Genomic DNA, 22,344 nt, shown 5'->3' with positions numbered 1-22,344 from the left:
TTAGATTAATAACTATAATCTATATTTTGAGCCCGCATTAACGCGGGCTTTTATTTGAATCATTTAAAACGGTATGTCATCATCTAATTCATCAAAAGCATCTTGTGCAGTAGATGTTGGTGTTGCTTGATTCTTTGTTGAAGCTTGTTGAGGGGTAGAGCTTCCCTGAAATGAAGGCATGTCGTCGTAATTAGTGGCACTACTTCCTTTGCTATCGAGCATTTGTATGTCAGACGCAACAATTTCAGTTGTATATCTATCTTGGCCCTGTTGATCTTGCCATTTTCTTGTTCTTAAGCTTCCTTCGACATATAGCTTGGAACCTTTACGAATGTATTCACCGGCTATTTCACCCAGACGATTAAAACAGACAACTCTGTGCCATTCAGTTCTATCTTGTTTTTCACCTGTCGTTTTGTCTTTCCATGTTTCACTGGTAGCAACTGAAAGTGTAGTAACAGCATTTCCGTTAGGCAAATACCTTACATCAGGATCTGCCCCTACATTACCAACAAGTATTACTTTATTTATTCCTCTTGCCATTGAAATCATCTCCTGTATGCGAAAGTTAGTTAGGTATTATACATAATTTGGCAGTTATTTCGAAGCAGCCCAACGAGAAGGTGTTATTGGTAAATAGTAGATTGATGAAGAATTTTTTCAGCGCTTCCTGTGGAGTATTCCTCATTATCTACTCGAACATACAAGGTATTTTCATCTTTGGACAAAATAACTTCTTTAATGCCGGCTACCTTTAAAAGCTGATTGACTACCAATTTTGATTCTTCATTATTTGCTGTAAAAGGCAAAATAAGAGTAGAAAAATAAACATTAGATTTCATGCTCAGCGAAATGATGAGCCATAGACAGCTCAGAATCATGTTAATTAGAAAAATAGCTTGGTTATCGTGCCACTGATAAAGCATACCAGCTAAAGACCCACCAAAAAAAATTCCTAAAAATTGACTCGTTGAATAAATACCCATTGCTGTGCCTTTGCTCCCTGGACTTGCCAGCTTTGACACTAATGAAGGTAATGTTGCTTCAAGAACATTGAAGGAAACGAAATACACAAACATTAAAATACAAAACCAATACCAATTTTGTGATGTAAGCACCAACAGACCTTGGGTAAAGGTTGTCAGCAGTACAGATATAACAAATACTGTTTTTAATCGTTTTTTTCTTTCTGAAATAATGATAAAGGGTACCATTAAAATAAATGAGAATAACATGAGTGGCAAATAGAAGTGCCACTGCTGATGCAAATGACCATTCTCAATTTGATATTTCAACAGCATGGGGATAGCAAAAAAAGTGGCTGTAAGAATAAAATGCTGACAAAAAATTCCAAAATTGAGGCGTTGTAATTGTTGATCTGTTACCACAGGTTTTATTAGAGACAAGCTGGGTTCACTATCTGCATGAAACTGCTCTTTTGAGGGATTGGGAATGATGAGATAAAGTATCATAATCCCTAGAACAGCTAAAGTTGCAGTGAGATAGAACACTCCTGATAATCCATAGTAGTGGGTAAGAGCAGGGCTAATTATCATTGCGAGGCTAAATGATGTTCCGATAGTTATCCCTACTATGGCCATTGCCTTTGTACGTTGTTCATCCAGGGTTAAATCAGCAAGCAAAGCAATTAACACACTACCTATAGCTCCAGCACCCTGTAGTATTCTGGCAATTATCATTCCAGCAATAGAATGAGTGACTGCTCCTAACAAACTTCCTCCAGCAAATAGCAATAAACCTATGGCGATCATAGGTTTTCTGCCTAGTTTATCTGAAAGCATACCAAAAGGGATTTGTAGTAATCCTTGTGCCAATCCATAGCTTCCCAAAGCCAAGCCAATTAAAGTTGGAGTAGCACCTATAAGATTAGTGGCATAAAGAGTGAATACAGGGATAAGTAAAAATAATCCCAGGAGACGAAAAGAGAATATTGCTGCTATAGGAAAAACAGTTTTGTTCCAAGAATACTTCATTCATTATATGTCTAAATTATATCATGTGGAGATGGTACAAATTAAGTGCTTTGGAAACAAGATAAATTATGAAATTCCGCTTGATAGAGTCCAGATATTTCCATTGACAGCACAGCAGATTAGCGGTAGTTTGGTGGGATTTTATACTATAGGGTTATCGTATGAGTTCATTAGTTTTTTCAGGAAAGGTAGGATTGATAACGGGTGGTGCACGAGGAATTGGTAAAGCAACCGCATTAAAGCTAGCACATTCAGGCTGCGATATTGCTATCGTGTATTATAATAGCTCTGATGAGGCTCAAAGTCTGGTTAATGAAATAACTGGCATGGGTAGAAAAGCAGTTGCCTTACAAGCCGATGTAGCAGATTGTCAATCTGTCAAAGAAATGTTTTCTCAATTTAGAGAACACTTTACGTACTTAAATTTTCTAGTGAGCAATGCAGCGAGTGGAGTATTAAAACCTGCTTTGAAAATGTCGACCAAGCATTGGCGCTGGTGTTTGGAAACCAATGCTTTGGCTTTGAACCACTTGGTTACGGAAGGTCTTGCCCTAATGCCTAAAAACAGTCGTGTTATTGCACTATCCAGCTTAGGTGCATCAAGGGCGATTCCAAATTATGCTTTTATTGGTGCCTCTAAAGCAGCTCTGGAAGCATTAGTTCGTTCGCTAAGTTTGGAGCTGGCTAGTTATGGTATTACTGTGAATACTGTTTCTGCAGGTGTTGTCGATACGGACGCTTTAAAGCATTTTCCAAACAGAGAACAGTTACTGGATGAATATCAAGCTCATGCTTTGGCAGATAGAGCGTTAACACCTGAAGATGTGGCTAATGCTATCTATTTGCTTTGTTTGCCTGAAGCGGCCATGATTAATGCCCATACATTATATGTTGACGCAGGCTATAGTCAGGTTGGGTAGTAGGTGATAAAAGTAAATTTTATGATATAATTTCAAGCTTTGCGAGCTTTGTTGGTTCAGAGGATAAAATATGAATGTAGCTGAAGTTTACCCTAAGGTTAGGGAAATTATTGCTGATGTATTAGTAATTGATGAAGAAGAAATTTCTTTAAACAGTAGTTTAATTGATGATTTGGGTGCTGAGTCCATTGATTTTCTTGATTTGGTTTTTCAATTGGAAAAAGAATTCAAGATTAAAATCCCGAGAGGCCAGCTGGAAAAGAATGCTCGTGGTGATCTGGCTGAAGATGAGTTTGAGAAAGGTGGTATTTTAACAACCTCAGGATTACAGGCTTTAAAAAATTATTTGAGCGAAGTTCCTGCTGACCGATTTAAAGAGAATATGAAAGTTAACGAAATTCCTGTGTTGTTTAACGTAGAAACTTTTTGCAAGCTGGTTATTTCAGCTATAACCCAGCAGCAAGCAACGGAAACTGTAGCTTGATGAGGTTTTTATTTGTTGATCGCATTGTACAATTATCCCCAGGAGAATGGATTAAAGGGATAAAGCATGTCACAAGAGATGATGCTTATTTAACCACTGATGATCATGGAAGGCTTTGCTTTATGCCTTCTTTGATTGGTGAAACATTGGGGCAATTGGCAGCGTGGAATGTGATGCAACATAATCATTTTACTGCAAGACCAGTCGCTGGCGTAGTATCAAGTGCCCGATTGTATCGACCTGCTTACGTCGGTGAAACGATATTGCTTGAATCAAATATTGATTCACTGGATGAAAAGGCAGTTCAATACCATAGCATTGCCAAAGTAGGTAATGATATTATTTTTACTATAGATGGGGCATTAGGCCCCATGCTGCCTATGACTGAATTTATTAGTACAAAGGTCATTAGACAACAGTTTGCAGAGATATACCGGCCAGGTGAGTGGTCTTCTGTTTTAGCTTTGAGTTCGCCTGTTTTAATAGAGGAAAACTGCTCTGATTGTGGAATGATTAATTCTTCCATGCAATTTGAAAGAATCCTCGCCAGTGAACCAGGTATAAGCTTGATTGCTGAAAAAAGGATAACTCGTTCAGCATCTTATTTCCCTGATCATTTTCCTAACAGACCTGTACTACCGATGACGGTACTTCTTGAATGTAAATTGAATTTGGCGAAAGAGTTTATAGCTAGAGCAAAATATGATAGAACTTATCGAATAAGCGAATTACGTAAAATTAAAATGAATGAATTTGTTCATCCCGGAGATGTCGTAGTTTGCCAGGTCAAAGTGAAACAGCAAATGGATGATGAATTAATACTGTCTTATAGGTGTGAGGTTGATGGCAAGCGGGTATGTGTTGTCGACATAGTGCTTATCCCAAAAGGTAAATGAGGTTATGAAACGACGAGTTGCTATTACAGGTCTAGGGGTTGTTTCGCCTCTAGGAAATGATGTATCCACCACTTGGAACAATTTGATCGCTGGCCATTCTGGCATAGATAGTATCAAGCAGTTTGATGCCAGTGCTTTTCCTACCATTATTGCTGCTGAAGTAAAGAACTTTTCACCTGATACGTCTATTTCGGGAAAGCATACTCGATTTATCATGTCTTTTACTCATTTTGCATTGGAAGCTGCACGCCAGGCTTTTGAGGATGCTTCTATCCTCCCTACCAAGCAAACATCCGATCGGTGGGGAGTCGTAACAGGCAGTGGGATGATGACGGCCGAGTTTGAGTATTTAACGCGGTTTCAACAAACTTGTGCTGCAGGCGGTGAAATTGATTGGGGAAAGCTGCAATCTAATAGCAGGGATTTCTATAATTTGGTTGATTTTGGTAAAACCACTTCAAACTCTGGTCTTTCCTTATTAATACAACAATATGGGATTACTGGTTATGCCTCTTCTGTCCATACGGCCTGCGCTTCAGGAGGCCAAGCCTTGGGATTGGCAATGCAGGTAATTCGTCGTGGCGAGGCAGATTTTATGTTGGCAGGTGGATTTGATTCCATGATTAATCCATTGGGTTTGTCGAGCTTTTGTCTTTTGGGTGCCTTATCAACTTATAATGAGACTCCGCAAACGGCAAGCCGCCCCTTTGATGCGACACGCAATGGTTTTGTCCTGGGTGAAGGGGCTGCCTTTTTGATCCTTGAAGAATGGAGTAAAGCAAAAGCCCGTGGGGCAAAAATCTATGCTGAACTGGCCGGAGAGGGGAATTCTTTGAGCTCCTACCGAATAACTGATTCACATCCCAATGGTGATGGTGCTATTCAAGCAATTAAACGTGCGTTGGAGGATGCGGGTATTCAACCACGGGATGTCGATTATATTAATGCGCATGGTACATCCACTAAAATGAATGATTTAAGTGAAACCAATGCAATCAAAGCTGTCTTTGGGGACAGGATCGCCAATTTACCAGTTAGCTCTACCAAAAGTCAAACGGGGCATTTAATCGCAGCTGCGGGAGCGCTTGAAGCGGTATTGTCAGTTAAAGCCATAGAACAGGCGCAAGTCCCCAAAACAGCGAATTTAAAAACACCTGATCCGGAGTGTGATTTGGATTATGTTGTTGATGGTCCACGTGAAAAATCTTTAGGGGTAGTATTATCTAATTCGTTTGGTTTTGGAGGTTCTAATAGCTGCTTGTTATTTAAACATCCAGAATTCGAGGAGGCAAAATAAATGAGTCAAGCGAATAGAGTATTTATTACTGGTCGCAGCGCTCTAACTGCCTCTGGTGCAACTGCTGATGAAACTTGGAATGCAATCATTTCAGGCCAGTGTGGAATAGATGAAATTAATTTTTGGGAATTATCTGGATGGTCGCATCGTTTGGGCGGAGAAATAAAAGATTTCCAACCTTCCAAGATGCTTCCTGATAGAAAATTAATAAAAGTTATTTCCCGTCAGGATATAATGGGAATCAATGTGGCAGTGCAAGCTGTTGAGCATAGTAAAATGATTGCTTACAGAGATAGCCTGGCAGATGCTGATTTATTTAATGAACAAACCGCTATTTATGTTGGTTCTCCAGGGAATAAATATTTTCAACAATATGACTTTATACCTTTGTTGGCTAAAACCCATGGAGATATGAGTAGCTTTGCAAATCAGTTGTTTGATGAAGTGCATCCTATGTGGTTATTGAGGATTTTACCTAATAATGTGCTTGCCTATACAGGGATTACCTATGGCTTTAAAGGTCCAAATCACAATGTAACGAATCATGCGGTAGGTGGTACACAAGCCATTTTGGAAGCGTATCATGCCATACGCAGCGGGCAGGCAGAACGCGCGGTTGTGGTTGCCTATGATATAGGCACAGAGCCTCAAGGCTTATTTTATTATGAAAAATTGGGTGTGGTAAGTAATCGTCATTTAAAACCTTTTGATAAAGAGCATGACGGTACCATTCTTGCTGAAGGCGCTGCGGCCCTTGTATTGGAAAGTGAAGCCAGTGTGAAGTCCAGGGCTGCAATTTGTTATGGCGAGATAGTTGGTGGCTTATCCGCTTCTGAAGCAACAGGATTATTTTCTATTGAAGCAGATGGGCAACATTTGGCTTCATTGATGGGGCAGACGTTAAGCAAATCTGGAATAAACTCTGAGGAAATAGGATTAATAGTAACCCATGGAAATGGAAACAGTAAATCAGATGACAGTGAGGCCCTGGCTATCAAATCAGTATTCAAACAAGAAGAAGTTCCTGCGACTGCTTTTAAATGGTCCATGGGACATACTTTATGTGCCTCTGGAGTATTGGATGCGGTATTAACTACATATGCCCTTGAAACCAAATGCGTGCCGGGGATCGCTAATTTTCAACAAATTGCCCCGACGTGTGAAGGCTTATCAGTAAGTCATGAGCATAGAGAGATAATATCTAATTCCTATGCCATGATGATCAACCGAGGGTTTGCCAGCATGAATGTATGTTTGGTGATCAAAGCCTGTGAATAATTTAGCTCAACAAATAGAAGCATTACCCATTACACTGGCGGGACGTTTTATTTATCAGTTTTTGCCATACAGGCGCCGGTTGATTTTTTCCAATATTAGCCAGGTTTATAATGATCAACTGAATGAATCTCAAAAAAAGCGCTTGGCAAAAGCGTATTACTCACATCTTGCAAAATCTTTAAAAGAAGCGCTGCAATTAAGATTCATGAGTGAAAAAAAATTACGAGCTCAGGTTGAAGTAATCGGCCATGAAAAAATGTTAGCTGTTGTGGCACAGAAAAAAGGGGTGTTAGTAGTTACCGGTCACTTTGGAAATTGGGAGTTTGCGCCCTTGGGAGGGGTATTAAACTTTAAGGAATTCAAAGGCCAATTTCATTTCATCAGGCGTACTCTGCGATTTAAGTTCATAGAACGCATTATGTTCAAAAATTACTATCAAGCTGGCCTAAATGTTATTCCTAAAAAAAATTCTCTGGAGCAGGTTTGTGTTGCGTTGGAACAAAATCATGCCGTAATCTTCGTATTAGATCAGCATGCATCCCTGGTGAACAGAGATGGGATAGCGGTAGAGTTTTTTGGGAAAAAAGCGGGCACCTACAGAAGCCTGGCGACGATATCACGCCATACAGGAATTCCAGTTATACCTGCAGCCAGCTACAGATTACCTAACGGAAAGCATGTTTTGGAGTTTCATGATCCCATTCCTTGGAAAGACTATGACACTACGCAAGAATCTTTATACCGAAATACCTTGGCCTATAATCAGGCTTTGGAGAAGATTATTCTGGCACATCCGGAGCAGTGGAATTGGATGCACAAACGCTGGAAACTTTCTTAAATGAATGGATTGTCTTCGGTTTCTTATTTATTCTTTGTCACAGAATCTTTTCTCCAGGCTCCTATTTAATCACAAATGATTTTTTATGGGGCAAGTTATGTCAAATTTTTATGTTTTATTTTTTTCGTTCGTCTCTTAATCGTTTGAGTACCAGAAATAACTTATCCGTTTCGTCTTCTTTTGTGAAATGAAGGACAATATTGCTGTCTTCAGCTCGAATCACTTCATAGCAAAGTTCCATAATGAAGTTATGGATTTGTAGTTTAAGCATTCCCCCTTTAGGAATATCAGTTTTCTGCTTAACTACTACAGCACCATTGGAAGAGATTTCAACAATCTCAATTGGATTATTGTCTAAGCTGGCATTTATTTCGCCATGGTTTTTTAGCCGAAAATATTTTCGCCTTTCGTCCATTGTTTAACCATAAATTAAGTATGCTTTTTAATTTTAGGTCTATTATTCCTGATAGGTCAACCTGATGAGCGTGATATCTGCTGATTAAGTAAGTAGGATCTAAATTTTAGAACGGTTGTTTGTTTCAGGTCATTATAACGGATAGATGAATCAATCCGGCTGCAGATACGCAACCGGAAGATTAATCAAGGTGAAATCATTGTTGATGTCGATTGGGGAGTGGATTTATTCTTTGGATAAATAGCTGACATGATGTTGTTGCTAAAAAATACCCCCAAGTTGCCTAATGTGCTTTTTAAGCTGGTAGCTAACTCAGTTGCTGAATCCAGGATAGTTGCGCCTGGAGTTTGATTTGAAGAAACAGATTCACACTTATACGGATTTTGTTCAGGTAAAGAATGAGTAAATTCTTTACTGATAGTGCTGAAATGAGTAGAGTCTTCATCGAATTCCTTAAGTAAAGATTCAACCTCATTACGAGCCCCTTTCATTAGTTGCATTTCTAGCAAACGAAAACGATTCGCGATTAAAAGTTGCTGATTTTTTATTAGCCAGGCATCCAATGTTAAGTCATTTTTGCTTTCTAGTAACAGATAGTGAAATAAGCGATCGAGTTTTTGACGAATTTTAAGCTCGTTTTTGGGATTGGATTGCAATGAAAATATACTCAATGCTTCGATTAATTCATTAAGTTTTTGTTGGGTGTAACCTGATTTTATGTCATCGAGGATAATCGACAGATTTGTTTCAAGTTTGGTAGTGAAATATTTTCTTTGTTGAAGAAGAAGGGAGGTTTTTTTTTCGCTTTGCTTTATTGGAGAGTCAATTGCTGCAACAAAGGTAGGTGGATTTGGGGAAAAAAAACCAGTCCAGCCATAATACCAACATCGTTTCAATCGTGAAATCAGTTGAGCGATAAATCCGGTATTTTCACCAAAACTTAACTCGATTTTTGCTTCAGTTAAAGCTTGAGTCGCTATACTGATAATTTCCTTGTGTTTATTTGGATTTAATTTTTTTAGAGCTCCCTCGCATAAATCAATAACTCTGGCATAGCTGTCTTCGCTAGCTTGTGCCCCAAAATGCCGGATAGTTCTTTTAGCATCATAGACAAATAAAGAAAAATTAATTTGCTCATCATGTAGTTCAGGATAGTTTAGAAACGCTGTGTATATAGCTTCTCTAACAGAAGCTGATATATCGCTTAAAGACATGAGAACAATTAAATGATATATCGAACGCCGATGTATTTCAGTGCACCCTTCTTGAACATAGTAACTTAAATAATCATTGATGATTTTGGAAAGTACTTGCTTGTCGCCTTTATAATGCATTAAAAAATAATCTATCGATTTCACCGTTCTCTTGCTTTTTATTAATTTATTAATTAAAGGGTGTTCAGGTATATCATTGGTCGGTGTCATTACAGAGCTTTCGCTAATTTTGATGCCGCAGAAGAGGCTGCTTAAAAGATTTTTTTCTTTTGATTTAGTTGGAATTTTTGGGGCTAGCTGGACCAGTTGTGTCATGCTCGTGATGTTTATGCGTGAATCATTATAAAATAAGCTCGAATCACCGGATTGTGCTGATGCTCGCAAGTAGTAATTGGTCAGAGAGGCGATTTTATTAGTTAACTCTTTAAACTCTTCCAGATTATCTAAACAAATCAGGAGTTGCATCGCTTGAGGTGAGAATTGGTAATTACGGTTTAATAATTTATAAACCAATAACTTGATGTAAGTTACATACGCGTCATGATGTTGGCCATAGAGATAGCGTTGAATAGCGGTAATTAATCGTTTTTCTTCATTTTGGTTGATCAAAAGAGGATGAGTCGGATCAAATAATTCGAGATGTTCCACCATATTCATAATAATGGCTTCCTTTTTTGTAGAATCCATTTTATTAAGTTCGTCAACAACATGAACATCTACCAGGTTCATCAAATGGGCTAAAATAAAATGCGCATTTGGCCTGGATGAGTAATGATTTAGCCAATAGGCAATCATATCAGGCTTTGGATATTTAAGTAGTATTTTTTCAACCTGTTTTTCTGATAATTGATGAAAATGAGGGATCGAACAGAGTAAAGTAACACATGCTTCAGGTTGTAGAAGTTCTATTTGTGCCACAGTCAAACAATTCAGGTTTAATTGGTGAATTAGTGGATTAAGCCGAGGTGGCGAGTGAAATTCACTTTGATTTAAATGGGCTAGAAATGATTTTTCTTTTAAATTGTCCAGGTACTCCTTTTTGCTTAATAGACAGGTAATTAATAATGATTTAATCTGGCTATCCTGCGCTAAAGCAATTAATTCAAGTATTTGTTGGTAGTTAAATTTATTAGCGTTTAACGCATAGATAAAATCAAGCTGACTTTCTTTACTATTGTTGATGCTGGCTAAATAATCCTTATTTAAGATGGCTATTTTTAACAAATCAAAATTTAATAGTTCATTTCTTTTCATATGATTCTCCAGCCAGCTCCATGAGCCGAGTTTAAAAATATCAGGTAAAGTCGTTTGATCAGGTGCAACTATAATACAATGATTGCAAAGCCAATTGATTTGTGAAGTGGTGAAGTTTTCACGCTGAATCAATATTTTTTTGAGGGTGTAGGGGAGCAGCTTTTGCTCGACAATGTGTTTCAAAAGGAGGACTATCTCTGGGGACGATTGAAGTTGATCAGGATTTAATTGACAGAGCCATTTTATAAATATTTCTGTTTTAATCAGTGGATCATTAAGCGATAAAAATGATTTTAGAGCTTGTTCCCAGGAAAGAGTTTGATTTAGAGATGGTCTATTTAAATCTGCGATAAGTAATAAGCTGGCAAGAATATCATTTTTTGAGACAGGTTTATCAAAATCAACCACTTGATCCTCCTTGACCGAAATGCCAAAACTACTCTATCAACTTTAATACCCATTTCGTTCATGTTAAGCCACGGAATATAATATTCACAAATTCTCCCGATGGAATCTTTACAGGACTTAAGCAACCCCCGAATCTTTTCGTAAAAACCAGTTGTTAATTCAGTCATTTAGTTTATCTAAACTCCCTCATTAAAAATTTTTTTGCCTTGACCTTCGCGTTTTTCCTAAGTCCTGTTTTATATTTGTGGATTAATTCAGAATAACTGTTTGAAAAAAAAATTCAATACTTGTTTTAATTTTGTGAATTTTGTTATGAAAGTAATGTGCCCTCATACACAAAAGCAGCAGGTCCTGTTAATATAATGGGAGCAGTGGGACAAGGCCATTGGATACACAAATCTCCTCCTGGCAAATGAACGGTGATTTTGTCTGACAGGTTGTAAAATAAACGTGCTATCGCTGCCGCAGCAACCGCACCACTACCACAAGCAATCGTTTCACCACAACCCCTTTCATAGACACGTAAGTTGATTTTTTCATGATTAACAATTTGCATAAATCCAACGTTGACTTGCTCTGGGAATTGCGGGTGAAAACTAATCTGTTGTCCCAAACTGTTTACAGGGGCTGTATCTATATTTTCAACCAACAATACAGCATGAGGATTTCCTACACTTATCGCATGAAGATTCACTGTATTGCCGTTATTTAATTCAAGTGAATATTCTGGGGATTGGCGATCAGCAAGTATAGGAATTTCACCTGGGGCTAGTCTAGGAACGCCCATGTTGACACTCACGCTGTTATCCTCATGGATGATTAAATCCATGAGCGTAGTTTTAGTTGCTACTGTCAATTTATTTTTTGCTGTTAAACCATAATATTTGGCAAAAAGAGCTATACATCGCGCCCCATTACCACATTGACCTACTTCTTGCCCGTCGGCGTTGAAGATTCGATAATTAAAATCAATTCCTTCGGTTTGACTGGATTCTATTAGTAAACATTGGTCAAACCCTATACCGGTATGGCGATTGGCTAGTTTTTGTATTTGCTCAACAGTGAGTTGAATAGATTGGTTGACTCCATCCAATACAATGAAGTTATTGCCTAAACCATGCATTTTGGTAAATTTTATTCCCATAGGATGTCTCTATTGATTGGTTGTTGCTTTCTTTTCTTGTTCAGGCAAATACAAAGGTCCTTTTTGCCCACAAGCTGACAAACACAAAGAAGTCTGAGTTATAACGATGAGTAATAATGCGAAATAAATGTGTCTCATGAGGTATTATTATAGAGTTAAATTTTAATTATATGAGATTTGCTTTGAAACTCAATGATTCATTCTTCTTGTTATTTTATATGGGAATATTTTAAGCTTGAGTAAGACAGGCAGATAGCTTATTCCGTATTTTGTGTCTTTCTTTAGTGAAGTAGTGCTTAGGTATGGCGTGTCTGAAAAGAGAGAAATCTATTATTGGATGCCTCGAGTATCTCTTCCAAAGAGTGTTGATTATCCATGAGCAATTGATGCAACACTTCAAGTTCCTTTTTAGGTAGTCTATTTGAACATTCAATAAAATAACTGTTTTTTCCATCTCTGTACCAGTATATGAAAATCGTATTTTGTGACATGACACCTTTGCCGGGACTTCCATATAACCTGTTTGTATTGGAACCATGCAGATCAGTTCTGGGGGAATAAAAGCGATAATTTATTTGGTTACGGTTATGGTTTTGCTGGATTTGCTCAATGAACCCGCAGTCAGAAGCCAGTTTTCTTGCTAAAAACGAAATACTCATAAAACAGCATAACATACAAAATAAACATAATGATAAATATTTGCACAATAAAGTCAATAGTTATTAGAATTCCCAGTGTCAATATGTCTATAAATTGTTCAATATATTTTTAAATGTTAAACTTGCGCTGCTCTATTGCATTGGCGATAATTTACGTTTTTGCGTGGAGAATTTGTTTTGAGCGTTTATATGAAGGAACCTTTAGAGAATGCACAAGCTTGTGTCGTATGGATGCATGGATTGGGAGCTGATGCCTCTGATATGATGGGTTTAGCTGATCAGCTAACAATAGAAGATACCGCTTTAAGGCATGTATTTCTTGATGCTCCTCGAAGACCAGTGACTCTGAATGGGGGAATGGTTATGCCTGCGTGGTATGATATTTATGGATTAGGCTTTGTCGATGAAGAAGATAAGTCTGGCATTGAGCAATCTGAATTGTTAATACGCAAGGTGGTTGACGCTCAATATAATTGTGGCTTTAAACCTCATCAAATTTTTTTAGCGGGCTTTTCTCAAGGGGGAGCTATGGCATTGCACACGGCTCTTCATATGACTGAGCGATTATGCGGCGTTATTGCATTGTCCGCTTATTTGCCCTTGGCTAAGCATAATAAGCCGCAACTTGATAAGAATACTCCTATCTTTATGGGAGCAGGACAATTTGATCCTTTAGTTCTGCCAAAATGGACTCTACAGAGTAAGGATTGGCTCTTGGCTAATGGGTATAATGAAGTCTCTTTTCATCAATACCCCATGGAACACTCCATATGTTTTGAAGAAATTAAAGATCTTAGCCTTTGGCTTAATAAGCAGGTTCAAGGAGTTTTACAATGACAATAGTAAAAAGGTCAAGAACAGTACCTTATTCTTGTGAGCAAATGTATGGACTGGTTAATGATGTTGAACATTATTCCGAGTTTCTGCCTTATTGTGCGGAAAGCAAAATACTTCATCGTGACAATGATGAAGTCCAGGCGACTTTGGTGATAGCAGCTGCTGGAATGAGTAAGTCATTCACTACTCGTAATCGATTGCAAACTAATAAAATGATTGAAATTCGTCTGGTTGATGGTCCTTTTAGTCATTTAGAAGGATTTTGGCGTTTTGATCAGGAAGAAAAAGGGTGCAGAATTTCTTTTGATTTGGAGTTTGAGTTTGCCGGGAAAATATTTTCTATGCTTCTTGGCCCGATATTTGATCAGATAACCGATAAAATGGTTGACGCATTTTGCGAAAGAGCTGAGGTCATTTATGGTAAAGGTTGAATTAGTCTATATAGCAAATTCTAAAAATTGCCTGCATTACAAAATGGATTTAAAACAGGGAGCTACAGTTGAAGAGGCACTCATTGAATCAAATATTTATTCAACTTGTCCTGAAACGAGGGAATTACCTGTAGGAGTATATGGCAAGCGGGTTTCTGTGGACCAGGTATTGAAAGAAGGAGATCGAATTGAGATTTATAGGCCATTGATACTCGACCCCAAAGAAAAACGCCGTAAGTTAGCACAGTTTAAAAAATAGAGCCATATTAGGCTTTGTAATCTACACTGAACTCTTAAAAACAACTTTCCCCTTGTCTAATCACTTAGGCAAGGGGGAGATATTACATTACGGCTTATGTTCTATTTTTACTAAAGAGCCCTGGGAAAAATATAACACAACATTACGAATTTCCAGATTACCTTTTCCTCGCCGCCAGGTATAAGCATAATCCCACCTATCATTGTTGAATGTTGGACTCATTAAGCTGGTACCCATCAAGATTGCAACGTCATTCTTACTCATGCCTGTTTTTAACCGGGCAATTTTGGATTGAGGCAACAAATTACCTTGCTGAGTGATGCGCCTTGAGAAGTCATATGATGCGCATTGGGTTAAGGTTAATGTTAAAATGAAACAAATAAAAAAAGTGATTATTCGCATTTTTTTGCCTACCATGAAAAATTTCGCCATAATAACATGTCATTTATTGAAAGGCACCTGTCATCATGTGGAATTTGGTATTTGCCATTATTCGGCCAGACTAAGTTTAAAGGTCGCTAATGGTTTTTAGAGCATGAAAAATACTTTAGGCCTTGTTGTTAGTTATTACTCCAATTTTGCTGGAATAATGATCAAAGCTCGAAATTCGTTACAGTTAAGGAGCACAAGTGGAAGAGAGTCAACAGTTAAAAGACGCTGGATTAAAAATCACATTACCTCGTATCAAGGTATTACAAATATTGGAGCAATCAAGAAACCATCATTTGAGTGCAGAAGCAGTCTATAAAGCTTTATTGGAATCGGGTGAGGATGTTGGTTTAGCTACTGTGTATAGAGTTCTTACTCAATTTGAAGCAGCGGGATTAGTATCCAGGCATAATTTTGAAGGAGGACACTCGGTATTTGAGTTGTCTCAAGGCGAACATCATGACCATCTTGTTTGTGTTAAGTGTGGGCGGGTAGAGGAATTTGTAGATGAAATAATAGAACAAAGACAAAAAGCAATTGCCGAGCGCGCTCATTTTAGAATGACAGATCATGCGCTAAACATATATGGTATTTGTCCGCAGTGTCAATGACTTTGATATTTTAACTGGATTGGCTTGACAATTCACGGAATATCCTAAGCGTGTTTACTATATTCCTGTGTAGTGCTTTATTATTAAAATGATCAGAGCGTTTTGGTGACATGCTATTTTCTTTAAGGATTCATCACATGGAACTTGATTATATTATTTTTGGTGATGGTAGCCCAGGATGGGTTTTTCTTCCAGGTTAAGTGCCAATGCCGCCAATAAATTATTGTTGGTGGAAGCGGGAGATAGCGTATTTCTGGAAATGCTAACCCGCCTGCAATGAGAATTGCAGAACAATTATCACACTATATTCCAATTCTTCGTGAGAGCCTCCTATTCTAAATGGAATTTGGGCGGTAAAGAACAACTCTCTAAACTAGTCTATACTTGAAATTATAATGAAGGTGCTTGGGTTTTGAATAATTATGCATCAAAAAAAGCGGTCTTCATTGGAACATGAAGCCTTACTGTCGTTATTTGAGGGATCCTTAAGAACTATCCCATTCAATATCCTGGCGGTGGTGGTGCTTGCTTTAGGTTTTATCTATACGAAAGAGGTTCCAATCAAACTGGTTATTATCTGGTTTTTTCTCATTTTAATTTTAAGTGTGATTCGTTGGGTAACTAGTAGAATTATAATCAGTAAAGAGTTTTACACCACAAAAGGCAAGCAGTCTTTAAGTGGTTTTTTACTGCTGAATTTTTTAATGGGGCTGGCTTGGAGTTTAAGCTACTTTATTTTTTCTCCTTATTTAAATAACACAAATGAGTTGATTTTTGTACTCATTCTGGGGGGGTTATCGACAGGCGCTATCGCTTCTTTATCGATTTATCTTCCAGCCTATTATGCTTACGTATTGCCAATGAATTTCCCAATTATTGCCTACAATTTGTATTTATTTCAGTTTGATAAAACAATTTTTGCTGTCATGTATTCGCTTTTTTTGATCATAGTATTGTTGACAGCAAGATTAAACTCAAAATTACTTTCCAAAGTGAGAGCATTATCTATAACCGATTCATTGACCGGGTTATTTAACCGTCGCCATTTTGATGTGGTGTTCAACAATGAACTAAGCAGAGCGAAACGTAATAAATATCCTATCAGTCTGGTTTTCATTGATATAGATAATTTCAAGTATATTAATGATACTTTTGGCCATTCTGCAGGTGACAGTTTTTTAATTCATGTGTCAAATATCCTGAAACAAACATTACGGCGCTCCAGCGATAGCATGTTTCGGATTGGTGGCGATGAATATGCTGCCATTCTTATTAATATGACACCAAATGAAGTGACAACAGTTTGTGCTTCAATGCAAGAGCAGTTTAATAAAAAAAATCAATATAAAAATGTGTCGTTAAGTATGGGGGTCATATGCATTGGCTCTATGAGAGTGATCGATCAACAAAGCGCCATTACTGCTGCTGATAAAACACTTTATCAAGCAAAAAAAGCAGGGAAAAATCAAATTAAATCAAAATCGTTAGTCTAACGAGAGCAGAGAGTCAATTAAAGTTTTTAAAGTGACATAAGAGAATAAAATTTTATTTCTCTTATGTCTGGGAGCTTTTGGATTAATTATTTTTTATTCTATGTTGATAGAATAGGAGTAACTTCCAAAACCATCATAGGTGGTATTGATATAACGCATGCCATTGCAGGAAGCGCTGACAACAGGATGGTTCATAAATGGGCCGTCATTAATATCAAGCACGCACCAATTGGCATTGTCATAGGCTACGGTGACATGAGCATATCCTGCTCGACAATCAAAGCCATCTCGGATTACAAAACTGCGTGGGCCAACTATTTGTAATACGACATCTGAATCATTATAACCACTAACCACATAAATTCCAGGGTGTGTTTTATCACTCAAATGAAAAAAATCTTTGTATCCACAGAATGATTCATTGGCATATGCATTCATCATTAAAAGGCTACTTGCTGCTAGTACCATCCACTTTTTCATATGAAAATACCTTCTTATTGTTATTCAGGAAATTGGATTATAGGGAATCAATGACTATTAAACAATCATCATGTTCTTTTGTTTTTGAAATAACTCTTCCACAAGTCATTTTTAGAAACATTAATCTCTATTGTGTCAATATAGTCACATTTTGATTTCAGGGTGTGTTTACGAAAAAAGAAAGTTATTGCAAGATTTTTCAAAATTATTATAGGACCAACGGATTAATAATATTTGCGTTTTGTGGGGGATAATTGAGCATCTCTGACTCCGTTTCGATATTGCAGGTATCGTCAAAGGGCGTGCTAAATACCTCAGAAAAGCAGCGGTACGCAGGCTGTTTAATGAGTCATTTAAAAATCAAGTAACTAGAAATATTGCCCTGATACTCACTACCTTTTGTGATTTTTGGCCTAAGGATCCTATACTATAATTAATTCACTATATTGAAAAAAAACATGAATTTATTTCTTTCGAAAGGGTTTGGTTTTTGTACAAATAATTGGGATTACCATTCTGCTTAAAATTCGATAAACAACCATTAACCACAAAATATGATTTAATAGTAAATGAAGGTTTGGATATGGATAAATGGAAAAATATTTGTTAAGTAGTCAGGTAAACTATACACTCACCAATTATGCAGAGCATGTATCGAGCGTAAGTCATGATTTAGTGAAATAGTAGATTAAGTCAAATAGTTTTATGCGGACGGTGCTAATGGATTTAACTCAATTGCCCCATTGTTTTCAACAGAGGATATTGATGTAAGTGCCCTGGATTCAGTAGACATAGTCGATTCATTGCCAGCAAATAATCCAAATCGTTTGGTCAATTCATTGATTTTAGGCTGGGTTTTTACAGAGCTTTCCAAATTATTAAATAGTTTTCTTCTCTCCGGAGTGTACAGGCAAAGCGCTTCTAATAAGGATAAAATGCATTGTTTTAAATAGGCAAAGCTAAAGTAGCTTTCCTGTTTGTAATCCATGATGATTCTTTCAAAATTAGGATTTTTAACATGGAAAGATATTTGGTCGACACGCTCTTTTGGCGTAAGGGTTCCATCTTCACTGATATCAACCAATTTATTGATGAGCTCTGTCTTTTTCGCCAGTGTCTCTTCGCTTTCGAATGTCGAATTATTTTGCTCAATGGCGGCGGTAGAAAGACTAAGGTAGTTCTTAAATTGGGCTAAAGCAACTCTTACTGCATCAAGGTGATAATATTTCTCAAAATTATCTCTTTCAAAATTTTTAATTTTTTCTTTTAGCAAATTTTTTATAGTTAAATTAATATCTTCTGCGAATTTTGAGCGTTGAATAATACTTTCTTTGAATGTCAGTAAATATTCTCTAAGTTTTGTGCGATATTCCTTGTCAGTGTATTGTAAGCCTATATGACGGTTGCAGAAAGCATCTAATTGTTTATTAAATGATTCTGTAGTGTATTCCTCTATATAAAGGAGATCTTCTTGTTCCTGAGTCGATCGTAACTCTTTAAGATAACTTAATTTTTCTCTGGCAGTATTTGCTTTCATAAGATAAGTGGCTTTTAAGCCTTCATAATGATGGTAGCTTGAGATAATGAGAGGCTTAATGAGTGTTAATTTAGGTTCATACTCTTTCAGCGCGGAATTTAAAAGAGTGTCTAACTCATAATCTTTAGGATCAGGATCTGTATTCTGGGGTAATCGCTTTTGCAATTTTACCAATTTGTACAGAGCTTTTTTATAAGTTTCGATTAATTGATCATCAGTGGTTTCGCCACCTTTTGTTTTGATAATTTCATATAGTTTGATGATATGTTTATAATTTTTTTCTATTTTATCCAAATGTTGTGTTGCATTTTCGAGTTTTTTATTCGTTGTTTTTATTCTTTGATCTATTGGTGTTTTATCACATATGATTCGAATATGTGCTTTGGAATGCAGTGCTAAAGGATGTAACAGGCCTTTATAATATTCATCCGTTATTGTTTTTAATGGTCCTGAGATAGTACCTGGTACCAAGCCTAATTTATCTTCCCATGCGTCCGCTTCCATCAGCATGGGTGTAAAAATCTTGGAGCGGAATTGATCCAGATTATTCATTACGGCGTCATGTGATGTGCTAATAAATTCATTTAGTTTGTTCGACATTTCTCTATAGAGAGAATACATAGCAGGCGTTTGTAAGAATAATTTGAAATAGGAGTTTGAACTTTTAATGATATTTTCTACAGTAACGGTTGCTTTTTTTGCCTTTAAGTGTAAGTCGTTGAGTTCTTCTGTCGTGAGATAGTTGGTATTTCTTAAACTTCTAATGTGTTTTGGTGAAATATAAAAAGCATTGAGCGTATACCAGAGAGCATTGTATTTAATATCCTGGTTATAAGGTACTTCTAAGGGGGATACCTGATACGCATCACTATGTTCTTGTATTGTTGCAATAAGAGTTTGCGCTTTTTCCAGTAACTCGCTTGCTATGAGCTTAAAATGAGGATCGACAGCGAGTTTTAGCGCTAATTTCTTAATTTCATTAATGTGATCATAAGCTTGTATTAAATGATAGACATAGACCATTTCGTAACTTCTGGTGTCCAGTTTTTCCAGTTCAACAACAATCTTTTCAACATGATAAAGGCTATTGAATATGCGTTTTATCGCAACAACCTGTTCACTCTGGGCAAGCTCTTTGTTTTGATCTTGCAATTCAGGGTAAGGTATTCCGTTGGGTTGTTGTTTTAATTGCGCCCTCATCGCGTTATTAAAAAACGAAATGAATTGATTTAGCTCCGTTCTGAACTCATGTATGCATTTAGAGAAATTGGTATGTTTAATTAAATGATGGGCTCTGCTTTCCAGTTTTTCATCATGTTCAAGTTCGGTTGAGTTATTTTCACTGGCAAATTTTTCCTGGGCCCATTTTAAATATTGATTACTCTTTTTGCCCCATTGTAAATCAATTTCTGTAAAATAAATTTGAAAATGTTCATCCAGTTTTTCAAACAGGTCAACTGCCGGAGCATCATAGGTGGATGACTCATTAGAAAAGGAATGGACCAAAAATTTGTCAAAACTTATTGCGGAAGCTCTGAGTTCAGGAGGTATCCCATCGATAAAATAAGGTTGAAATATATTATATAAATTACGGCAGCGAGTTTTGGTCTCTTTATCAAGATTATTTAAATGGAGAATCCTGCCTTCCGTTTCAGCGATTGTCTTGGTTTGCTTTTTTAATAAGGTAATAAATTCGTTATATGCTTTGCTGGCAACTCTGAATTTTTCACGTTTGTTTCTATACCATTGATAGAGGTCAAGAGCCTGTTCAGATGTTAAATCCTCAGGATTAACCAGTATATTATGTCCTTTCTCTGGCCTGAATTTTAGTTTGTCCGTAGCGCCATTAGCAGGGTTTAGTGCTTTTGTTTCATCTATAAGAAAGACATTCGTTTTTTCACTATAAGGGAATAAAACCAGATTTGTTTGTTTGTGAACAGATTCGATAAGGTCTCTATTCAATTCGATATGAAATTGTTGAGTGGTTTTCTTTTTGCTAATTAAAGTTTGTAATGCTTCCTTTTGCGCTAAAACAAAACTGGCGTGATCGGCAGGAAGAGTACCTCTTAACCAACGCCACGGCTTCTTTAAATAAGAAGACCAGGATTCCGGGCCCTGAAAACTATCGATCAACAAAATATTGAGATCAGGATCCACATCCATCATATAAGGACTGATTATTTTGTAATATGTAATCAGTTGGTTTTTAATTTCTTTCGGTAATTGGTGTATGGGTTGCTTATTATAGGGGGGGGTGTCCAATATTTTGTAAAAATTATCCAGAGCTTCTTGCGCTTTTTGAATTTTAAAAAGGGCTTTGTTAGCTTCATCAATTCGTTGATATGTTCTTTCCAGTCTTAAAGCGAGAAAACGGGAGTCCTCTATACTGAGTAACTCTTCTCCTTTTTCTTTGAAATTGACGGGTTTGGATGCGTAATAAATTAAAAGTTGGTATAGAGGTTTGATTTTTTCCATTAACGGAATGGACAGTGTGCCAGGCTTCAGCATGGCATTGTCTTCAATTTTATCTACTAACCCAAATAAAGTTGGTAATACAACGTATTTTAATTGAGCCAAATTATCACGAATGACATCCTGGGATGAATCACTGAAATGTCCCATTTGTTCAACAGAACTTGTCGCCAATGTGATGATATTACGGATAATGTGAATGTATTTTAAAACTTTGAGGGATATAAAAAAGTCATTCCCTTTCAGATGTTCCAGGTCATTCAGTAACTTTAATGATGCATTTTGTAACTCTTCCAGCTTTTCGTTATTTAGGGTAGGCTCTTTTTCTTTGATTTGCGAAGAGTATTGCTGAATGTATTGAGTTAATTTCTCTATATAACCAGGTAATACGGCACTGAATTGGGTGAGGAATTGGTAATCCCAGTCACCTGTTCTTGGTTGCATTTGTTCTAAGGCAATGCCTGTAACTTCTCCTGCTTTATAGCTTATAGGAAAATCTTTCAAAGACTCTGCCAAACGCTGGGTGCATTCCTGGTGTTCACCAGCAAAAGCTTGTAATTTTCCAATGACAGGAAGAATAAGATCAATCTCTTCCTTGAACATTGCCTGCAAATCAACATCCAGGTTAGTGATTAGATAACCGGCTTGATAAGCCTGGTGAATCGTATTGCTCCAAAGTAATTTGAGATCAGGAATAGTTCGTTTGATGTTCGCTATATCAATATTTTCTAAATCCAGAAAAGCTAAGCGGGCATGGTAAAGGGCGTTAATGAGTTTCTTGATTTGAGAAATATTTTCCGGGTCAAGATCAAAATCGGTGAATGGAACCCCGTCTTTATTCATTTTTTCCAAGTAGGGGGCCAGTCTGGGGTTAAAATGTCCACTTTTTAAAGTCGCAAGGATTTTTGAATTAATTTTTTCAATTAATTTAGAGAATTGGTTTTGCTTGAAGGATTCTAAAAGCTTGATCTTTTCTGAAATCATTTCAATATTA

General features: G+C 37.0%; 21 protein-coding genes. 11 read left to right on the top strand and 10 right to left on the bottom strand.

Features of this window, described 5'->3' with window-relative positions; all coding sequences use genetic code 11:
• Positions 1–63: 63 nt before the first annotated feature.
• Entirely contained in the window at positions 64–543 is a 480-nt protein-coding gene (gene ssb, locus OQI99_RS10090) for a single-stranded DNA-binding protein (RefSeq protein WP_011213016.1), read from the bottom strand.
• A gap of 83 nt (positions 544–626) precedes the next feature.
• Complete coding sequence (locus tag OQI99_RS10085; protein WP_061514588.1) at positions 627–1,994, bottom strand: MFS transporter; 1,368 nt, start codon at positions 1,992–1,994, stop codon at positions 627–629.
• A gap of 161 nt (positions 1,995–2,155) precedes the next feature.
• Here OQI99_RS10085 and fabL point away from each other — a divergent pair, with 161 nt between their 5' ends.
• From fabL to OQI99_RS10055, 6 genes are all read left to right on the top strand, one after another.
• A complete protein-coding gene (fabL, locus tag OQI99_RS10080) occupies positions 2,156–2,914 on the top strand; it encodes an enoyl-[acyl-carrier-protein] reductase FabL (protein WP_265731849.1) in 759 nt (252 codons plus the stop codon).
• 70 nt (positions 2,915–2,984) lie between these two features.
• A complete protein-coding gene (locus OQI99_RS10075) occupies positions 2,985–3,398 on the top strand; it encodes an acyl carrier protein (protein ID WP_061514586.1) in 414 nt (137 codons plus the stop codon).
• Positions 3,398–4,294 (top strand): hydroxymyristoyl-ACP dehydratase, encoded by an 897-nt coding sequence (locus tag OQI99_RS10070; protein WP_061514585.1) that lies wholly within the window; start codon positions 3,398–3,400, stop codon positions 4,292–4,294. The genes OQI99_RS10075 and OQI99_RS10070 overlap by 1 nt, the downstream gene beginning before the upstream one ends.
• 4 nt (positions 4,295–4,298) lie before the next feature.
• Positions 4,299–5,591 carry a beta-ketoacyl-[acyl-carrier-protein] synthase family protein gene (locus OQI99_RS10065; RefSeq protein ID WP_265731848.1) on the top strand — a complete coding sequence of 431 codons (1,293 nt, stop codon included), beginning with the start codon at positions 4,299–4,301 and terminating at the stop codon, positions 5,589–5,591.
• Complete coding sequence (locus OQI99_RS10060) at positions 5,592–6,869, top strand: beta-ketoacyl-[acyl-carrier-protein] synthase family protein (RefSeq protein WP_265731847.1); 1,278 nt, start codon at positions 5,592–5,594, stop codon at positions 6,867–6,869.
• Positions 6,862–7,707: a lysophospholipid acyltransferase family protein gene (locus OQI99_RS10055; protein ID WP_061514582.1), complete on the top strand. Its 846-nt coding sequence runs from the start codon at positions 6,862–6,864 to the stop codon at positions 7,705–7,707. Before OQI99_RS10060 ends, OQI99_RS10055 begins: the two co-directional genes overlap by 8 nt.
• Positions 7,708–7,822: 115 nt before the next feature.
• Here the strand turns inward: OQI99_RS10055 and OQI99_RS10050 are convergent, their stop codons facing one another.
• From OQI99_RS10050 to OQI99_RS10030, 5 genes are all read right to left on the bottom strand, one after another.
• Complete coding sequence (locus OQI99_RS10050) at positions 7,823–8,122, bottom strand: Lpg0364 family Dot/Icm type IV secretion system effector (protein WP_061514581.1); 300 nt, start codon at positions 8,120–8,122, stop codon at positions 7,823–7,825.
• 185 nt (positions 8,123–8,307) lie between these two features.
• Positions 8,308–10,998, bottom strand: a complete 2,691-nt coding sequence (locus tag OQI99_RS10045) for a lpg0365 family Dot/Icm T4SS effector (RefSeq protein ID WP_265731846.1) — start codon at positions 10,996–10,998, stop codon at positions 8,308–8,310.
• A 310-nt stretch (positions 10,999–11,308) separates the two neighbouring features.
• Positions 11,309–12,142 (bottom strand): diaminopimelate epimerase, encoded by an 834-nt coding sequence (gene dapF, locus OQI99_RS10040; RefSeq protein ID WP_265731845.1) that lies wholly within the window; start codon positions 12,140–12,142, stop codon positions 11,309–11,311.
• A 9-nt stretch (positions 12,143–12,151) separates the two neighbouring features.
• Positions 12,152–12,280, bottom strand: a complete 129-nt coding sequence (gene lptM / locus OQI99_RS10035) for an LPS translocon maturation chaperone LptM (RefSeq protein ID WP_080447611.1) — start codon at positions 12,278–12,280, stop codon at positions 12,152–12,154.
• Positions 12,281–12,438: 158 nt separating this feature from the next.
• Positions 12,439–12,801, bottom strand: coding sequence for a hypothetical protein (locus OQI99_RS10030; RefSeq protein ID WP_265731844.1), 363 nt, complete (start codon positions 12,799–12,801; stop codon positions 12,439–12,441).
• A gap of 189 nt (positions 12,802–12,990) precedes the next feature.
• Here OQI99_RS10030 and OQI99_RS10025 point away from each other — a divergent pair, with 189 nt between their 5' ends.
• The 3 genes from OQI99_RS10025 to OQI99_RS10015 are packed head-to-tail and all read left to right on the top strand — an operon-like array spanning position 12,991 to position 14,328.
• Complete coding sequence (locus OQI99_RS10025) at positions 12,991–13,638, top strand: alpha/beta hydrolase (protein WP_195911939.1); 648 nt, start codon at positions 12,991–12,993, stop codon at positions 13,636–13,638.
• Positions 13,635–14,069, top strand: a complete 435-nt coding sequence (locus tag OQI99_RS10020; protein WP_011213029.1) for a type II toxin-antitoxin system RatA family toxin — start codon at positions 13,635–13,637, stop codon at positions 14,067–14,069. The genes OQI99_RS10025 and OQI99_RS10020 overlap by 4 nt, the downstream gene beginning before the upstream one ends.
• Positions 14,056–14,328: an RnfH family protein gene (locus OQI99_RS10015; protein WP_010946120.1), complete on the top strand. Its 273-nt coding sequence runs from the start codon at positions 14,056–14,058 to the stop codon at positions 14,326–14,328. Before OQI99_RS10020 ends, OQI99_RS10015 begins: the two co-directional genes overlap by 14 nt.
• Positions 14,329–14,415: 87 nt before the next feature.
• Here OQI99_RS10015 and OQI99_RS10010 read toward each other — a convergent pair whose 3' ends face one another.
• Positions 14,416–14,760 (bottom strand): outer membrane protein assembly factor BamE, encoded by a 345-nt coding sequence (locus OQI99_RS10010; RefSeq protein WP_265731843.1) that lies wholly within the window; start codon positions 14,758–14,760, stop codon positions 14,416–14,418.
• 197 nt (positions 14,761–14,957) lie between these two features.
• On the opposite strand from OQI99_RS10010, the gene fur reads away from it, so the two are divergent.
• Together fur and OQI99_RS10000 are read left to right on the top strand one after the other, a co-directional pair.
• Positions 14,958–15,368 carry a ferric iron uptake transcriptional regulator gene (fur, locus tag OQI99_RS10005; protein WP_265731842.1) on the top strand — a complete coding sequence of 137 codons (411 nt, stop codon included), beginning with the start codon at positions 14,958–14,960 and terminating at the stop codon, positions 15,366–15,368.
• Between the two features lie 422 nt (positions 15,369–15,790).
• Positions 15,791–16,861: a GGDEF domain-containing protein gene (locus OQI99_RS10000; RefSeq protein ID WP_265731841.1), complete on the top strand. Its 1,071-nt coding sequence runs from the start codon at positions 15,791–15,793 to the stop codon at positions 16,859–16,861.
• Between the two features lie 93 nt (positions 16,862–16,954).
• Here the strand turns inward: OQI99_RS10000 and OQI99_RS09995 are convergent, their stop codons facing one another.
• Positions 16,955–17,341: a hypothetical protein gene (locus OQI99_RS09995; RefSeq protein ID WP_265731840.1), complete on the bottom strand. Its 387-nt coding sequence runs from the start codon at positions 17,339–17,341 to the stop codon at positions 16,955–16,957.
• A 703-nt stretch (positions 17,342–18,044) separates the two neighbouring features.
• The gene (sdhA, locus tag OQI99_RS09990) at positions 18,045–22,334 is read right to left on the bottom strand and encodes a Dot/Icm T4SS effector SdhA (protein ID WP_265731839.1); all 4,290 of its coding nucleotides are present in this window, start codon (positions 22,332–22,334) and stop codon (positions 18,045–18,047) included.
• Between the last annotated feature and the right edge of the window lie 10 nt (positions 22,335–22,344).

The sequence above is a fragment of the Legionella sp. PATHC039 genome, from assembly GCF_026191275.1.
Lineage (GTDB): Bacteria > Pseudomonadota > Gammaproteobacteria > Legionellales > Legionellaceae > Legionella > Legionella pneumophila.
The sequence above is the reverse complement of the archived record's forward strand: the minus strand, read 5'-3'. Positions and strand labels throughout refer to the sequence as shown.

Coding starts and splice junctions, on each gene's coding strand:
- ssb (WP_011213016.1), bottom strand. CDS start 543: ATGGCAAGAGGAATAAATAAAGTAATACTTGTTGGTAATGTAGGGGCA.
- OQI99_RS10085 (WP_061514588.1), bottom strand. CDS start 1,994: ATGAAGTATTCTTGGAACAAAACTGTTTTTCCTATAGCAGCAATATTC.
- fabL (WP_265731849.1), top strand. CDS start 2,156: ATGAGTTCATTAGTTTTTTCAGGAAAGGTAGGATTGATAACGGGTGGT.
- OQI99_RS10075 (WP_061514586.1), top strand. CDS start 2,985: ATGAATGTAGCTGAAGTTTACCCTAAGGTTAGGGAAATTATTGCTGAT.
- OQI99_RS10070 (WP_061514585.1), top strand. CDS start 3,398: ATGAGGTTTTTATTTGTTGATCGCATTGTACAATTATCCCCAGGAGAA.
- OQI99_RS10065 (WP_265731848.1), top strand. CDS start 4,299: ATGAAACGACGAGTTGCTATTACAGGTCTAGGGGTTGTTTCGCCTCTA.
- OQI99_RS10060 (WP_265731847.1), top strand. CDS start 5,592: ATGAGTCAAGCGAATAGAGTATTTATTACTGGTCGCAGCGCTCTAACT.
- OQI99_RS10050 (WP_061514581.1), bottom strand. CDS start 8,122: ATGGACGAAAGGCGAAAATATTTTCGGCTAAAAAACCATGGCGAAATA.
- dapF (WP_265731845.1), bottom strand. CDS start 12,142: ATGGGAATAAAATTTACCAAAATGCATGGTTTAGGCAATAACTTCATT.
- lptM (WP_080447611.1), bottom strand. CDS start 12,280: ATGAGACACATTTATTTCGCATTATTACTCATCGTTATAACTCAGACT.
- OQI99_RS10030 (WP_265731844.1), bottom strand. CDS start 12,801: ATGAGTATTTCGTTTTTAGCAAGAAAACTGGCTTCTGACTGCGGGTTC.
- OQI99_RS10025 (WP_195911939.1), top strand. CDS start 12,991: ATGAAGGAACCTTTAGAGAATGCACAAGCTTGTGTCGTATGGATGCAT.
- OQI99_RS10020 (WP_011213029.1), top strand. CDS start 13,635: ATGACAATAGTAAAAAGGTCAAGAACAGTACCTTATTCTTGTGAGCAA.
- OQI99_RS10015 (WP_010946120.1), top strand. CDS start 14,056: ATGGTAAAGGTTGAATTAGTCTATATAGCAAATTCTAAAAATTGCCTG.
- OQI99_RS10010 (WP_265731843.1), bottom strand. CDS start 14,760: ATGGCGAAATTTTTCATGGTAGGCAAAAAAATGCGAATAATCACTTTT.
- OQI99_RS10000 (WP_265731841.1), top strand. CDS start 15,791: ATGCATCAAAAAAAGCGGTCTTCATTGGAACATGAAGCCTTACTGTCG.
- OQI99_RS09995 (WP_265731840.1), bottom strand. CDS start 17,341: ATGAAAAAGTGGATGGTACTAGCAGCAAGTAGCCTTTTAATGATGAAT.
- sdhA (WP_265731839.1), bottom strand. CDS start 22,334: ATGATTTCAGAAAAGATCAAGCTTTTAGAATCCTTCAAGCAAAACCAA.